The following is a 14146-nucleotide window of genomic DNA, read 5'->3' on the forward strand; positions in this document are numbered from 1 at the left end:
ATGAATCTGAATCTTGCTGCAGGCGCGGGTACCGTTGAAGTAGCCGACGCCACCTTTGGCAAAGAATTCAACGAAGCGCTGGTTCACCAGGTTGTCACTGCCTATTTGGCTGGTGGTCGTCAGGGCACCCGCGCTCAAAAGAACCGTTCCGATGTACGCGGTGGTGGTAAAAAGCCGTGGCGTCAGAAAGGGACTGGCCGTGCTCGTGCCGGTACCATCCGTTCGCCAATCTGGCGTAGCGGCGGTGTCACCTTCGCGGCGCGTCCGCAAGACTACACCCAGAAGGTGAACCGCAAGATGTATCGCGCCGCCATGCGCTCCATCTTGTCAGAGCTGGTACGTCAAGAGCGCCTGGTCGTGGTTGAAGAGTTCAACGTTGAAGCGCCGAAAACCAAGCAGGTCGCTGCCAAGCTAAAAGAGCTCAACCTTGAGAAAGTGTTGATCGTCACCGAAGACGTTGACGAAAAGCTCTATCTAGCCGCACGCAACCTTCCTCACGTTGATGTGGTGGATGTTGCGGCCGCTGACCCGGTGAGCCTGGTTGCCTTTGATAAGGTCCTGGTCACCGTCTCCGCCCTGCGTAAATTCGAGGAGAAGCTGGCATGAACCAGGAACGCGTATTCAAGGTTCTGCTTGGACCGCACGTGACCGAGAAGGCCGCGATGGCTGCCGAGCGCAACCAGTACGTTTTTAAGGTGGCGACCGATGCTACCAAGCCCGAGATCAAGAAGGCCGTAGAAGTTCTGTTCGGCAAGAAGGTCGGTAGCGTTCAGGTACTGAACGTGAAAGGCAAAACCAAGCGTACTGCAAACGGCGTTGGCTTGCGTAAGGGTTACCGTAAAGCGTATGTAACCCTCGCTGCGGGTGAAACGCTCGAAGACTTCTCTGGCGCCGAATAAGGGCAGGAGTACGGATAATGGCAATCGTCAAGACCAAACCCACATCCGCCGGTCGTCGCCACGTCGTCAAGATCGTTGGCGAGGAACTGTACAAGGGCCGTGCTTATGCACCGCTTTTGGAAAAACAGTCCAAGTCCGGTGGCCGTAATAACTACGGTCGCATCACCACCCGCCACGTGGGCGGTGGTCACCGTCATCACTATCGGTTGATCGACTTCAAGCGCACCAAGGATGGCATTCCTGCCACCGTTGAGCGCCTGGAGCACGACCCGAACCGCAGTGCGCACATTGCGCTGCTGAAATACGCCGATGGCGAGCGTCGTTACATCATCGCACCGAAAGGTGTCAGCGCGGGTGACGTGCTGGAATCTGGTGTTAACGCGCCCATCAAGAAAGGCAATGCCTTGCCGCTGCGCAACATCCCGCTGGGTTCGACCGTTCACGGTATCGAGCTGAAGCCGGGTAAAGGCGCGCAGATTGCTCGCAGTGCCGGTACTGGCGCTCAGCTGGTTGCGCGTGAAGGTAACTACGCCACCCTGCGTCTTCGTTCCGGCGAAATGCGCAAGGTCCTGGCTGAGTGCCGTGCGACCCTGGGCGAAGTGAGCAACTCCGAGCACAGCCTGCGTCAACTTGGCAAGGCCGGTGCGAAGCGCTGGAGAGGTGTGCGTCCGACTGTTCGCGGTGTCGCAATGAACCCGGTGGATCACCCGCACGGTGGTGGTGAAGGCCGCACCAGTGGTGGTCGTAACCCGGTCACTCCATGGGGTGTGCCGACCAAGGGTTATAAGACGCGTAAGAACAAGCGCACCGACAAGCTGATCGTACGTCGCCGCAAGGCTCGTAGCTGATCTAAATTGCCAAGACATTAAGAGGTAACGGCTGTGCCACGTTCACTAAAGAAAGGTCCTTTCATTGACCTTCATCTTTTGAAGAAGGTAGAGGCTGCAGTGGAAAAGAACGATCGCAAACCGATCAAGACTTGGTCGCGTCGTTCGATGATCCTGCCAAACATGGTGGGTCTGACCATCGCAGTCCATAATGGTCGCCAACACGTCCCGGTGCACGTCTCCGAGGAAATGGTTGGTCACAAGCTAGGCGAATTCGCTGCCACTCGCACTTATCGCGGGCATGTGGCGGACAAGAAAGCCAAACGGTAAGCCAAAGAGGATTGAGAGATGGAAGTCACAGCTAAGCTGCGTGGCGCCGGATTATCCGCCCAGAAGGCCCGTTTGGTGGCTGATCAGGTGCGCGGTAAACCTGTCGCCGAGGCACTCGACCTGCTGACCTTCTCACCGAAGAAGGCTGCCCAACTGGTCAAGAAAGTGCTTCAGTCCGCCATTGCAAACGCGGAAGAAAATAACGGCATGGATATTGACGAGCTGCGTGTCTCGACCATCTGCGTCGATGAGGGCATGACGCTCAAGCGTATCAAGCCGCGCGCCAAGGGGCGGGCGGATCGTATCTTGAAGCGCACCTGCCACATCACCGTCAAGGTAGCCGAGAAGTAGGAGTCGACCGATGGGTCAGAAAGTCAATCCAACAGGCATTCGACTGGGCATCGTCAAAGACCATGCTTCTGTCTGGTATGCCGAGCGCGGCGCATATGCCGATAAGCTCAATAACGATCTCGAAGTGCGAAGCTTCCTGGAGCAGCGTCTCAAAAACGCCTCCGTTAGCCGTATTCACATCGAGCGTCCGGCGAACAACGCCCGCATCACCATTCACACTGCCCGTCCGGGTATCGTGATTGGTAAAAAAGGTGAAGATGTCGACCGTCTGCGTCGCGATCTTACCGAGTTGATGGGTGTTCCTGTTCACGTGAACATCGAAGAAGTTCGCAAGCCGGAGCTGGATGCCAAGCTCGTCGCTGCTAACGTAGCGGGCCAGCTTGAGCGTCGCGTGATGTTCCGTCGTGCCATGAAGCGCGCGGTGCAAAACGCCATGCGTCTTGGTGCTGGCGGCATCAAGATTCAGCTGTCAGGTCGTCTGGGTGGTGCTGAAATCGCACGTACCGAATGGTACCGCGAAGGTCGTGTTCCGTTGCATACATTGCGTGCGGACATCGACTACGCCACTTACGAAGCTCACACCACCTATGGCGTTATCGGCGTCAAAGTGTGGATCTTCAAGGGTGAAATCCTCGGCGGTATCGAGGAAGTTCGTGCCAAGGCGAAGCAACAGCAGCCTTCCGGCAACGCGCCCAAGAAGAAAGGTTCCAGGTAAGGGGAGAGCGAGTCGATGTTACAGCCCAAGCGTATGAAATTCCGCAAGATGCAGAAAGGCCGCAACCGTGGCTTGGCGCATCGCGGAAGCAAGATCAGCTTCGGGGAGTACGGCCTGAAGGCTACCGGTCGTGGCCGCGTTACTGCGCGCCAGATCGAAGCCGGCCGTCGTGCGATCACACGTCACGTTAAACGTGGCGGTAAAATCTGGATCCGCGTCTTCCCTGATAAGCCGATTTCCAAGAAGCCGCTCGAAGTTCGTATGGGTAAAGGTAAAGGCTCCGTCGAATACTGGGTAGCCCAGATCCAACCGGGTCGGGTCCTGTATGAAATCGAAGGTGTGCCTGAAGAGCTCGCTCGTGAAGCATTCGAGCTTGCCGCACAGAAAATGCCCATATCCACCACCTTTGCGAAACGGACGGTGATGTGATGAAAGCCCAGGAAATTCGTGAAAAGTCCGCAGGAGAGCTCCATGAGCAGCTCCTCGAACTCCTCCGCGAGCAGTTCAACCTGCGCATGCAGAAGGCCACCGGCCAACTGAGCCAGACTCATCTGCTCAAGCAGGTCCGTCGGGATATTGCCCGTGTGAAGACTGTGCTCAACGAGAAGGCAGGTGACTGAGATGGCCGAAGAGAAAAAAGCACGTACGCTCACCGGCAAGGTGGTGAGCGACAAGATGGACAAGTCCATCGTCGTAATGATCGAGCGTCGTGAGCGTCACCCGATCTACGGAAAATACGTTAAGCGCTCCACCAAGCTGCACGCCCATGACGAGGCGAACCAGGCTAAGGCAGGCGATACGGTTTCCATTGAGGAGTGCCGTCCGCTTTCCAAGAAGAAAGCCTGGGCGCTAATCGAGGTGGTTGAGCAGGCCAAGGGGTAACCCATGCACCTGTTCAACCAGTGCAGTCAGATTAGGTTTGGAGAAAACCGATGATTCAGACTCAGACAATGCTGGATGTCGCCGACAACAGCGGAGCGCGCCGGGTGCAGTGCATCAAGGTGTTGGGCGGTTCACACCGTCGCTACGCTCGCATTGGTGACATCATCAAGGTAACGGTGAAGGAAGCCATTCCGCGTGGCAAGGTCAAGAAAGGCCAGGTCATGAAAGCGGTTGTGGTCCGGACCCGTAGTGGCGTCCGTCGTAACGACGGTTCGCTGATCCGTTTCGATGGAAATGCGGCGGTTTTGTTGAATAACACCAACGAACAGCCAGTCGGTACTCGTATTTTCGGGCCGGTCACTCGTGAGCTTCGTAACGAGAAGTTCATGAAGATCATTTCCTTAGCGCCTGAAGTGCTGTAAGGAGCGAGGCGGATATGCAAAAAATCAAACGTGACGATGAAGTCATCGTCATCGCCGGGAAGGATAAGGGCAAGCGTGGCACTGTTAAGCGGGTACTAGAAAACCGCTTCTTGGTGTCCGGTGTGAACATGATCAAGCGTCACACCAAGCCAAATCCCATGGCGGGAAATCAGGGCGGTATCGTCGAGCGTGAGGCTCCGATTCACGCGTCCAACGTAGCCATCTTCAATTCGGAGACCGGTAAGGCGGATCGCGTCGGCTTCCAAGTGAAGGAAGACGGTACCAAGGTACGTATCTACAAGTCGACGCAGACGCAGATCGACGCCTAACGCGAGTCGGGTAGCAAAATGGCGAACTTGAAAGAACGTTATCAAAACGAGGTCGTAGCACAGCTCAAAGAGCAGTTCAGCTACGCCAACGTAATGCAGGTGCCCCGTATCACGAAAGTGACGCTTAATATGGGCATCGGCGATGCGGTCAGCGATAAAAAGCTGATCGACAATGCCATCGGCGACCTGGAGATGTTGTCCGGTCAAAAGCCGCTGGTGACCAAGGCACGCAAGTCCATCGCGGGCTTCAAGGTGCGCGAAGGTTGGCCCATCGGGATCAAGGTAACACTGCGCGCCGAGCGTATGTGGGACTTCTTGGACCGTCTGGTCTACATCGCGATTCCTCGCGTGCGTGACTTCCGTGGTCTCAACCCGAAGTCCTTCGACGGTCGCGGCAACTACTCCATGGGTGTGCGTGAGCAGATCATCTTCCCGGAGATCGAGTATGATAAGATCGATCGAATCCGTGGGTTGGACGTCACTATCACCACTACCGCCAACACCGACGAGGAAGGTCGCGCGCTATTATCCGCGCTGAACTTCCCGTTCAAGAAATAAGGGTTGGATCATGGCTAAAAAAAGCATGGTAGAGCGTGAGCTCAAGCGCACCAAATTGGTCGAGAAGTACGCGGCCAAGCGCGCTGAACTCAAGGCAATCATCGTAGATGTGAACGCTTCTGAGGAAGATCGCTTCGAGGCGACGCTGAAGCTGCAGCAACTGCCGCGCGATTCGAGCCCGGTACGCCAGCGTAACCGCTGCCGCGTAACAGGCCGTCCGCACGGTTTTTACAACAAGTTCGGCCTCGGCCGTAACAAGCTGCGTGAAGCCGCCATGCGTGGCGACGTTCCTGGTCTGAAAAAGTCCAGCTGGTAACGCCACGTAGAATCATCAGGAGCGCACATTAAATGAGCATGCAAGACACTCTGGCGGATATGTTTACCCGTATCCGCAATGCGCAGATGGCCACCAAGGAGACGGTTTCCATGCCGTCTTCCAAGTTGAAAGTGGAAGTGGCCCGCGTGCTGAAAGAAGAGGGCTATATCACCGATTTCACGGTGGCTGAAAGCACCAAGCCCGAATTAACCGTGACCCTCAAGTACTTTGAGGGCAAGCCGGTTATCGACCATATCCAGCGGGTTTCCAAGCCGTCTTTGCGCCGTTACATGGGCAAGGACAACCTGCCTAAGGTCGCCGATGGTCTGGGTATTGCGATCGTGACCACCTCCAATGGGGTGATGACCGATCGTGCCGCTCGCCAGGCGGGTGTTGGTGGCGAAGTCATCTGCACCGTATTCTAGGAGGCTGGAATGTCCCGCATAGCGAAATATCCGGTTAAAGTGCCTGCCGGCGTTGAGATTAAAATCGATGCCGACCAGCTGACCGCCAAGGGCGGCCAAGGCACGCTGTCAATGACCATTCACCACGACGTGGTAGTGGCTCAAGAAGATGGCCAGCTGACCTTCGCCCCGAGTGAATCTGCCAAGAGCTGGGCAATGGCCGGTACTACCCGCGCCCTGGTCCAGAACCTGGTGACGGGCGTATCCGAGGGGTTTACACGGACCCTCGAAATTGTTGGCGTCGGTTATCGTGCCCAAGTAAAGGGCCAGACGCTCAATCTTTCACTGGGCTTCTCGCACCCGGTCGACTACGAACTGCCTGAAGGTGTATCAGCGGAAACGCCGAAAAACACCGTGGTCGTGCTGAAAAGCGCGGACAAGCAGCAGCTCGGTCAGTGCGCCGCGGAAATCCGCGCCTTCCGTCCCCCTGAGCCGTATAAAGGCAAGGGTGTTCGGTACGCCGACGAGCAGGTGCGTCGCAAAGAAGCCAAGAAGAAGTAAGGCAGGGTTATGAACGCGAAGAAAGAATCTCGTCTCCGTCGTGCCCGCCGCGCTCGCGCCAAGATCCGCGAGCTGGGCGTGTATCGCCTGTGCGTCAACCGTACCCCGCGTCACATCTATGCGCAGATTATCTCGCCGGATGGTGGCAAAGTGCTGGCCAGCGCATCTACGCTGGACAAGGCACTGCGCGAGGGTGCGACCGGCAACTCAGAAGCCGCTACGAAAGTAGGCGAACTGATTGCCGAACGCGCTAAAGAAGCAGGCATCACCCAGGTGGCCTTCGACCGTGCTGGCTTTAAGTATCACGGTCGCGTCAAGGCTCTGGCCGACGCCGCGCGTGAAGGCGGCCTGGAATTCTAAAGGGTTTTTACGATGGCGAAGAACGAACAGCAAAGCGGTGATCTGCAGGAAAAGCTTGTGCAGGTCAACCGTGTCGCCAAGGTGGTCAAGGGTGGTCGTATTTTCGGCTTCACCGCACTGACCGTCGTTGGTGATGGTAAAGGTCGTGTTGGTTTCGGTCGTGGCAAGGCGCGTGAAGTGCCGATCGCGATTCAGAAAGCCATGGACCAAGCTCGTCGCAACATGGTCAAGGTCAACCTTTCAGGCCATACGCTGCAATACCCGGTTAAAGCCCGTCACGGTGCTTCCAAGGTATTCATGCAGCCGGCTTCTGAAGGTACCGGCATTATCGCCGGTGGCGCCATGCGCTCTGTACTGGAGCTCGCTGGTGTCCATGACGTACTGGCCAAGTGCTACGGTTCCACCAACCCGGTTAACGTGGTGCGAGCGACTGTCAAAGGTCTCGCTTCCATGCAAGCACCGGATGACGTGGCCGCCAAACGCGGCCTGTCTGTCGAAGCGATCACGGGGTAAGGCACCATGGCAGCAACGATCAAGGTTACCCAGATCCGTAGCACCATCGGCGTTCAGCCCCGTCACAAGGCCACTATCAACGGCCTGGGACTGCGTCGCATCGGTCATTCGGTTGAGCTGGAAGACACCCCTGCCGTACGCGGCATGATCCACAAGGTGAACTACCTTGTGCGCGTTGAGGGAGAGTAATCCATGAAACTCAATACCTTGAGCCCGGCAGCGGGCTCTAAACACGCTGCAAAGCGCGTTGGTCGTGGTATCGGTTCCGGTCTGGGCAAGACCGGTGGCCGAGGCCACAAAGGCCAGAAGGCACGCAGCGGTGGCAGCGTCAAGCCAGGTTTCGAAGGCGGTCAGATGCCGTTGCAGCGTCGTCTGCCGAAGTTTGGTTTTACCTCGGCCAAGTCGATGGTCTCGGAAGAGGTTCGCCTGGCTGAGCTGGCCCAGGTGGCTGGCGAAGAGGTGACCCTCGAGACGCTGAAGCAGGCAAACGTGCTGAAGGATGCAACGCTACATGCGAAGATCATCCTTTCTGGCGAACTGAAAAAAGCGGTTACCGTTCGCGGCATCAAGGTCACCAAGGGTGCCCGTGAAGCGATCGAAGCCGCTGGCGGCAAGGTAGAGGACTAAATGGCCAAGTCAGGAAACATGCCGGCGATGGGCAGCGGTCTGAGTGAACTGTGGGCGCGTTTGCGCTTCGTGCTCCTCGCCATCGTGGTGTACCGTATCGGTGCCCACATTCCCGTTCCCGGTATCAATCCTGACCAGCTTGCTGCCTTGTTCAGGGAGCAACAGGGCACCATTCTGGGCATGTTCAACATGTTCTCGGGTGGTGCGCTGGAGCGCATGAGCGTCCTCGCCCTGGGTATCATGCCCTATATTTCGGCGTCGATTATCATGCAGCTGATGACTGCGGTCTCTCCCCATCTTGAACAGCTCAAGAAGGAAGGCGAGGCCGGCCGCCGCAAGATTAGCCAGTACACCCGCTACGGCACGGTGCTGCTGGCGTTTATTCAGGCTGTCGGTATGTCTGTCGGTCTGGCGAGCCAGGGTATCGCGTACACTGCTGATTTCAGCTTCTATTTTACCGCCGTGATTACATTCGTATCGGGCGCGGTATTCATGATGTGGCTAGGTGAGCAGATTACCGAGAAAGGCATTGGCAACGGTATCTCGTTGCTGATCTTTGCCGGTATTGTGGCCGGGCTGCCCAGCGCGGCAGGTCAGGCGTTTGAACTGGCCCGCAACGAAGGGGCCTGGAACGTACTGCCACTGTTAGCGCTATCGGCACTGGGTATCGCGACCGTTGCGTTCGTGGTGTTCATCGAGCGCGGTCAACGCCGCCTTAAAGTGAACTACCCGCGGCGCCAGGTCGGCAACAAGATGTATGCAGGGCAAAGCAGCTACCTGCCACTGAAAGTAAATATGGCAGGTGTTATCCCGGCCATCTTCGCTTCCAGTATCCTGCTCTTCCCGGCCTCGATCGGCCAATGGGTAGGCGCAGGCGATGGCATGGAGTGGTTGCAGCGCGCCTCGCAAGCATTAGGCCCCGGCCAACCGCTTTACATCTTGCTTTTTGGGGCGGCAGTGGTATTCTTCTGCTTCTTTTACACAGCGCTGGTCTTCAACCCCAAGGATGTAGCTGACAATCTTAAAAAGTCAGGTGCTTTTCTGCCGGGTATTCGTCCTGGCGAGCAGACCGCTCGTTATATTGACAAGGTCATGACGCGGTTAACGTTGTTTGGTGCCTTGTACATCACTGCGGTTTCCCTGATGCCCCAGTTCCTGATCGTAGCGTGGAACGTGCCGTTCTTCTTTGGCGGTACCTCGCTTTTGATCGTGGTAGTGGTCATCATGGACTTCATGGCCCAGGTGCAGTCGCATCTCATGTCGCATCAATATGACTCAGTGATGAAGAAGTCCAACCTGAAAGGCTACGGTAGTGGCGGCATCATGCGCTAAGGCGCCTGCCGCCCGTATTGGAGAGAACGATGAAAGTTCGAGCTTCCGTAAAGAAAATGTGCCGTAACTGCAAGATCATTCGTCGCAATGGCGCCGTGCGCGTCATCTGCATCGAACCGCGGCACAAGCAGCGCCAGGGTTAATTTTCCTGGTCTGTATTAAGCGGGTGCCGGCATACCCCTTGCCTTCGGGTGTAAAAAGGGGGTATGCTGTTGCGCCTTTTAAAGATGATTAACGAGCAAGCCGCTCAAATTTCGGAGTAAGCTGATGGCCCGTATTGCAGGCGTCAATATCCCGGACAACAAGCATGCGGCGATCTCGCTGACCTATATCTTCGGGATTGGCCGTACACGTGCAGAACACATCTGTGTTGCTGCCGGTATCGCGCCGACTGCCAAGATCCAGGACCTGTCTTCTGATGAAGTCGACACCCTGCGTTCTGAAGTTGGTAAGTACACCGTAGAGGGCGACCTTCGCCGTGATGTCACGCTTAATATTAAGCGTCTCATGGACTTAGGTTGTTTCCGTGGTCTGCGTCATCGTCGTAGTCTTCCGCTGCGTGGTCAGCGGACCAAGACTAACGCGCGTACCCGTAAGGGCCCGCGTAAGCCGATCCGCAAATAACACGCACGTTCTGGCGTAAAGACAGGAATAGACATCAACATGGCTAACCCGCGTAGTAACCGTAAAAAGGTTAAAAAGCAGGTAGTGGATGCCGTTGCGCATATCCATGCCTCTTTTAACAACACGATCGTGACGATCACAGACCGCCAGGGCAACGCTCTGTCATGGGCGACTGCCGGTGGTTCGGGTTTTCGTGGTTCTCGCAAGAGCACCCCGTTCGCTGCTCAAGTGGCAAGTGAACGTGCAGCAACTGCTGCAGCCGAGTATGGTGTGAAAAACGTCGACGTGCTGGTCAAAGGCCCAGGTCCCGGTCGTGAATCCGCCGTGCGCGCACTGAACGCCGCCGGCTTCCGCGTGCAAAGCATTATCGACGCGACGCCCATCCCCCATAATGGCTGCCGTCCGCCGAAGAAACGCCGCGTTTAAGGAGACAGATTCATGGCTCGTTATATTGGACCGAAGTGCAAACTGTCTCGTCGTGAAGGCACCGACCTCTTTTTGAAGAGTGGCGTGACTCCCTTCGAGAAAAAGTGTAAATCCGAGCAGATTCCGGGTGTACACGGCCAGCGCCGTCAACGTCTTTCAGACTACGGCTTGCAGCTTCGCGAGAAGCAAAAAGTGCGTCGCATGTACGGCGTACTCGAAAAGCAGTTCCGTAACTACTACAAAGAAGCCGCTCGCCAGAAAGGCGCGACCGGTGAAGTATTGTTGCAGTTGCTCGAATCCCGACTGGATAACGTCGTCTACCGTATGGGCTTCGGCTCGACTCGCTCTGAAGCGCGTCAGCTGGTCAGCCACAAGGCGATTAGCGTGAACGGTCGCAGCGTCAACGTCGCTTCCTACCAAGTGAAGCCAGGTGACGTTGTTTCCATTCGCGAAAAGGCGAAGAACCAGGCTCGCATTCAAAACGCGTTGTCCATTGCGGCCAACCGTAGTGATGTGGCGTGGATCGAAACCGACGCCAAGAAGATGGAAGGCACTTTCAAGGCTCTGCCTGAACGCGGTGACCTGTCTGCCGACATCAACGAAAACCTGATCGTCGAGCTTTACTCCAAGTAAGCAGTTTTCTGTTTCTTGTCGGCTTGGTGCCGGGTTAGTACCGGCACCAAGCCGTACCGAGTATCAAGTATCCGTTTGGCAGCCTGAAAGGTGTTCATATGCAGCGTTCAGTGACAGAGTTTCTCCGTCCTCGTGACATCAAGGTCGAAGAAATCAGCGCACATCATGCCAAGATCGTTCTCGAACCGTTCGAGCGCGGCTTTGGCCACACCCTGGGGAATGCACTGCGTCGCATTCTGCTTTCGTCCATGCCCGGCTGTGCCGTGGTAGAGGCTGAAATTGCGGGTGTCGAGCACGAATATAGTGCTCTCGAAGGGGTGCAGGAAGATGTCATTGAAATCCTCCTGAACTTGAAAGATGTTGCGATCAAGATGCACAGCCGCGATGAGGCGGTGCTCTCGCTGAACAAGCAGGGCCCAGCCGTCGTCACCGCTGGCGACATTGCGCTTGATCATAGCGTCGAAATCGTCAACCCGGACCACATCATTGCCCATGTCAATGAAGGTACCGAGCTGAAGATTCAGCTTAAGGTAGCGATGGGTCGTGGCTACGAACCGGCTGACGCCCGTGGCTCTGATGAAGAGTCCCGTGCCATTGGCCGCCTGCAGCTGGATGCTACCTTCAGCCCTGTCCGCCGAGTTTCCTACGCGGTCGAAGCTGCTCGTGTCGAACAGCGTACTGACCTCGATAAGCTGATTATCGATCTGGAAACCGACGGTACTCTGGATCCGGAAGAGGCTATCCGCCGCAGTGCGACCATCCTGCAAGAGCAGCTGGCCGCCTTCGTCGACCTGGAAGCAGATAAAGAGCAGGAAGTCGAAGAGGAAGAGGATCACGTCGATCCGATCCTATTGCGCCCCGTAGACGATCTTGAGTTGACCGTTCGCAGCGCGAACTGCCTGAAAGCCGAGAATATTTATTACATCGGTGATCTGATTCAGCGCACTGAAGTTGAGCTGTTGAAGACCCCGAACCTCGGTAAAAAGTCCTTGAATGAAATCAAGGATGTATTGGCGGCGCGCGGCTTGTCCCTCGGCATGCGGTTGGAAAATTGGCCGCCCGCTAGCCTGAAGGACGACAAGGCCTCCGCGTGAGTGTCGACTCGAGTCCCAGTTTGGTAAGGAATTACAACCATGCGTCATCGTAAGAGTGGTCGTCATCTGAATCGCACCAGCTCGCATCGGCAGGCCATGTTCAAGAACATGTCTGTCTCGCTGGTCGAACATGAAGTTATCAAGACAACCCTGCCCAAAGCCAAGGAGTTGCGTCGCGTTATCGAGCCGCTGATCACCTTGTCTAAGCAGGATAGCGTTGCCAACCGCCGTCTGGCGTTTGCCCGCACGCGCTCTAAAGAAGCCGTCGGCAAATTGTTCAACGAGTTGGGTCCCCGTTACGCCGAGCGTCCGGGCGGTTACGTCCGTATTCTCAAGTGCGGTTACCGCACCGGCGACAATGCGCCCATGGCATACGTTGAGCTTGTCGATCGTCCGGTGGTTGAAGAGGCCGTTGCAGAAGAGTAATTCGCTTCTGTTGCACCTGGTCAACACCAAAACCGACCCCTTGTGGGTCGGTTTTTTTATGGTGCCGATTAGCCAGTTCAACGTATATACTCAGGGCATTAGCCTGAAGTAAAGGCAATTATCATGGCAGTGGTATAAAACAAGATGTCAGGGGGACGTATGAGAGCGAGACAATATTGGCGAGGCGCATCCATCAGGGCAGCATCGCTGATCACAGGAATGTTGTTCATTGCCATGTCACTGCCCCTTCAAGCGGCCAATCCACGCTATGCCGGGATGGTCGTCGACCTTGATGAAGGTGAAGTACTGTATTCGGAAAACGCTGATGCACGCCGTTACCCAGCCTCGCTGACCAAGGTCATGACCCTTTATCTGACGTTTGAAGCACTTGAGGAAGGCCGATTGCAGCTGGATCAGCCGCTGCCGGTATCGTCACAGGCAGCGTCCATGCCCGCAACAAAGTTATGGCTTTCCCCAGGCAGCTCGATTCTGGTCGATGAAGCCATTCGCGCGCTCGCCGTTCGTTCAGCCAATGACGTGGCGGTCGTCATGGCCGAGGCGTTGGGTGGCAGCGAACGCCGCTTCGCCCAGTTAATGACCGAAAAAGCTCGCGAGCTGGGGATGCGCCATACCACCTTCCGCAATGCCTCTGGGCTTCCCGATGATCGGCAGGTTACGACAGCACGCGACATGGTCACTCTGGCAGTCCGCGTGATGCGGGACTTCCCCGACTACTACCATTATTTTGGCCTGCAGGAATTCACTTATCGCGGCACCCGGCACACCAGTCACAACCGACTGGTGCGTGACTACCCCGGTGCCGATGGCTTGAAGACCGGTTTTATCCGCGCTTCAGGCTTCAACGTGATCACCACGGCCAAGCGCGGTGACCGTCGCCTCATGGCCGTGGTGATGGGCGGATTCACCGCCCAGTCGCGGGATAAGCACATGGCCAATCTGCTGGATCGTAGCTTCACCCGTGCCGCCCTTCTGGATAAGTCTAACTGGTTGGCCGATCTTGATTTTTCCAAAGAATACATGGCTTTTGCCCCAACCCCTTCTCATACGCCAACACCAACAGCAACACCAGCAACTTCACCGGTTGAAGTTTCACCCGTTGTGGCCTCTTACTCGCCTGAAACGGCGCCATTTGAACCGCCGACGGTGGCAACAACGCAAGATTCAGCGCCGCAAACGGATCCGTTGCAGGCCTTTATCGACCGCGAGCGTGTCATGGCAACCCGTGCGGCAGGTGGCTGGGGAATCCAGGTGGGCGCCTTCAGCCAGGAAGATCAAGCCCAGCGCTATGCCCGTCAAGCCGCCACCTACCTGCCCCGTGACCTCGATGGCCAAGTGGCGATAGACACCTCGGTAGGGCAAAGCCCGATATTTCGTGCCCGGCTGATGGCGCTGGAAGAGCAACAGGCGCGCCAGGCCTGCGAACAGCTTCGCTCGCGGGGAATGGACTGCATGGTCGTCAACGCCAGCCTGTAGCGCGGAAAAGTGCCAAAAACCCC

General features: G+C 56.5%; 27 protein-coding genes. All 27 read left to right on the plus strand.

From position 1 onward, the window contains the following. Nucleotides 1-606 carry a 50S ribosomal protein L4 gene (gene rplD, locus NH395_RS13695; RefSeq protein WP_066318576.1) on the plus strand — a complete coding sequence of 202 codons (606 nt, stop codon included), beginning with the start codon at nt 1-3 and terminating at the stop codon, nt 604-606. Further along, entirely contained in the window at nt 603-899 is a 297-nt protein-coding gene (gene rplW / locus NH395_RS13700; RefSeq protein ID WP_066318574.1) for a 50S ribosomal protein L23, read from the plus strand. The genes rplD and rplW overlap by 4 nt, the downstream gene beginning before the upstream one ends. A 17-nt stretch (nt 900-916) precedes the next feature. Beyond that, entirely contained in the window at nt 917-1747 is an 831-nt protein-coding gene (gene rplB, locus NH395_RS13705) for a 50S ribosomal protein L2 (protein WP_066318572.1), read from the plus strand. Between the two features lie 33 nt (nt 1748-1780). Continuing rightward, nucleotides 1781-2056: a 30S ribosomal protein S19 gene (gene rpsS, locus NH395_RS13710; RefSeq protein WP_027337511.1), complete on the plus strand. Its 276-nt coding sequence runs from the start codon at nt 1781-1783 to the stop codon at nt 2054-2056. Nucleotides 2057-2074: 18 nt separating this feature from the next. Next, nucleotides 2075-2407: a 50S ribosomal protein L22 gene (rplV, locus tag NH395_RS13715; RefSeq protein WP_027337512.1), complete on the plus strand. Its 333-nt coding sequence runs from the start codon at nt 2075-2077 to the stop codon at nt 2405-2407. A gap of 10 nt (nt 2408-2417) precedes the next feature. After that, nucleotides 2418-3122 (plus strand): 30S ribosomal protein S3, encoded by a 705-nt coding sequence (rpsC, locus tag NH395_RS13720; RefSeq protein ID WP_066318566.1) that lies wholly within the window; start codon nt 2418-2420, stop codon nt 3120-3122. A gap of 15 nt (nt 3123-3137) precedes the next feature. Next, nucleotides 3138-3551 (plus strand): 50S ribosomal protein L16, encoded by a 414-nt coding sequence (gene rplP / locus NH395_RS13725; RefSeq protein ID WP_066318565.1) that lies wholly within the window; start codon nt 3138-3140, stop codon nt 3549-3551. Beyond that, nucleotides 3551-3742 carry a 50S ribosomal protein L29 gene (gene rpmC / locus NH395_RS13730; protein ID WP_066318563.1) on the plus strand — a complete coding sequence of 64 codons (192 nt, stop codon included), beginning with the start codon at nt 3551-3553 and terminating at the stop codon, nt 3740-3742. The genes rplP and rpmC overlap by 1 nt, the downstream gene beginning before the upstream one ends. Before the next feature lies 1 nt (nt 3743). Further along, nucleotides 3744-4004 carry a 30S ribosomal protein S17 gene (gene rpsQ, locus NH395_RS13735; protein WP_066318561.1) on the plus strand — a complete coding sequence of 87 codons (261 nt, stop codon included), beginning with the start codon at nt 3744-3746 and terminating at the stop codon, nt 4002-4004. Between the two features lie 50 nt (nt 4005-4054). Continuing rightward, entirely contained in the window at nt 4055-4426 is a 372-nt protein-coding gene (gene rplN / locus NH395_RS13740; RefSeq protein WP_066318559.1) for a 50S ribosomal protein L14, read from the plus strand. 14 nt (nt 4427-4440) lie between these two features. Continuing rightward, nucleotides 4441-4755, plus strand: coding sequence for a 50S ribosomal protein L24 (gene rplX / locus NH395_RS13745; RefSeq protein ID WP_007111996.1), 315 nt, complete (start codon nt 4441-4443; stop codon nt 4753-4755). 18 nt (nt 4756-4773) lie between these two features. Continuing rightward, nucleotides 4774-5313 carry a 50S ribosomal protein L5 gene (gene rplE, locus NH395_RS13750; RefSeq protein ID WP_066318557.1) on the plus strand — a complete coding sequence of 180 codons (540 nt, stop codon included), beginning with the start codon at nt 4774-4776 and terminating at the stop codon, nt 5311-5313. A 10-nt stretch (nt 5314-5323) separates the two neighbouring features. Further along, complete coding sequence (gene rpsN, locus NH395_RS13755) at nt 5324-5629, plus strand: 30S ribosomal protein S14 (RefSeq protein ID WP_066318556.1); 306 nt, start codon at nt 5324-5326, stop codon at nt 5627-5629. A gap of 32 nt (nt 5630-5661) precedes the next feature. Beyond that, nucleotides 5662-6054 carry a 30S ribosomal protein S8 gene (gene rpsH, locus NH395_RS13760; RefSeq protein ID WP_066318553.1) on the plus strand — a complete coding sequence of 131 codons (393 nt, stop codon included), beginning with the start codon at nt 5662-5664 and terminating at the stop codon, nt 6052-6054. 9 nt (nt 6055-6063) lie between these two features. Beyond that, entirely contained in the window at nt 6064-6594 is a 531-nt protein-coding gene (gene rplF, locus NH395_RS13765) for a 50S ribosomal protein L6 (RefSeq protein ID WP_066318551.1), read from the plus strand. 9 nt (nt 6595-6603) lie between these two features. Beyond that, nucleotides 6604-6954 (plus strand): 50S ribosomal protein L18, encoded by a 351-nt coding sequence (gene rplR / locus NH395_RS13770; RefSeq protein WP_066318549.1) that lies wholly within the window; start codon nt 6604-6606, stop codon nt 6952-6954. A 12-nt stretch (nt 6955-6966) separates the two neighbouring features. Beyond that, on the plus strand, nt 6967-7467 hold the full coding sequence (gene rpsE, locus NH395_RS13775) for a 30S ribosomal protein S5 (RefSeq protein WP_066318541.1): 501 nt from the start codon (nt 6967-6969) through the stop codon (nt 7465-7467). A 6-nt stretch (nt 7468-7473) separates the two neighbouring features. Beyond that, complete coding sequence (gene rpmD, locus NH395_RS13780) at nt 7474-7656, plus strand: 50S ribosomal protein L30 (protein WP_066318538.1); 183 nt, start codon at nt 7474-7476, stop codon at nt 7654-7656. Nucleotides 7657-7659: 3 nt separating this feature from the next. After that, on the plus strand, nt 7660-8094 hold the full coding sequence (gene rplO / locus NH395_RS13785) for a 50S ribosomal protein L15 (protein ID WP_066318535.1): 435 nt from the start codon (nt 7660-7662) through the stop codon (nt 8092-8094). After that, complete coding sequence (gene secY / locus NH395_RS13790) at nt 8095-9426, plus strand: preprotein translocase subunit SecY (protein ID WP_066318532.1); 1332 nt, start codon at nt 8095-8097, stop codon at nt 9424-9426. Nucleotides 9427-9455: 29 nt separating this feature from the next. Beyond that, nucleotides 9456-9569: a 50S ribosomal protein L36 gene (rpmJ, locus tag NH395_RS13795; RefSeq protein WP_009099023.1), complete on the plus strand. Its 114-nt coding sequence runs from the start codon at nt 9456-9458 to the stop codon at nt 9567-9569. 124 nt (nt 9570-9693) lie between these two features. Beyond that, nucleotides 9694-10050: a 30S ribosomal protein S13 gene (gene rpsM, locus NH395_RS13800; RefSeq protein ID WP_066318529.1), complete on the plus strand. Its 357-nt coding sequence runs from the start codon at nt 9694-9696 to the stop codon at nt 10048-10050. A 39-nt stretch (nt 10051-10089) separates the two neighbouring features. Next, nucleotides 10090-10476, plus strand: a complete 387-nt coding sequence (gene rpsK / locus NH395_RS13805; protein WP_027337525.1) for a 30S ribosomal protein S11 — start codon at nt 10090-10092, stop codon at nt 10474-10476. 12 nt (nt 10477-10488) lie between these two features. Then, the gene (gene rpsD, locus NH395_RS13810; RefSeq protein ID WP_253025627.1) at nt 10489-11109 is read left to right on the plus strand and encodes a 30S ribosomal protein S4; all 621 of its coding nucleotides are present in this window, start codon (nt 10489-10491) and stop codon (nt 11107-11109) included. 98 nt (nt 11110-11207) lie between these two features. Continuing rightward, nucleotides 11208-12203 carry a DNA-directed RNA polymerase subunit alpha gene (gene rpoA / locus NH395_RS13815; RefSeq protein WP_066318524.1) on the plus strand — a complete coding sequence of 332 codons (996 nt, stop codon included), beginning with the start codon at nt 11208-11210 and terminating at the stop codon, nt 12201-12203. Nucleotides 12204-12242: 39 nt separating this feature from the next. Then, nucleotides 12243-12629, plus strand: a complete 387-nt coding sequence (gene rplQ, locus NH395_RS13820; RefSeq protein WP_066318522.1) for a 50S ribosomal protein L17 — start codon at nt 12243-12245, stop codon at nt 12627-12629. 234 nt (nt 12630-12863) lie between these two features. Further along, nucleotides 12864-14123 (plus strand): D-alanyl-D-alanine carboxypeptidase, encoded by a 1260-nt coding sequence (locus NH395_RS13825; RefSeq protein WP_253025629.1) that lies wholly within the window; start codon nt 12864-12866, stop codon nt 14121-14123. Nucleotides 14124-14146: the final 23 nt, after the last annotated feature.

This window comes from Halomonas sp. Mc5H-6, assembly GCF_024124705.1.
Classification (GTDB): Bacteria; Pseudomonadota; Gammaproteobacteria; order Pseudomonadales; family Halomonadaceae; genus Vreelandella; species Vreelandella subterranea.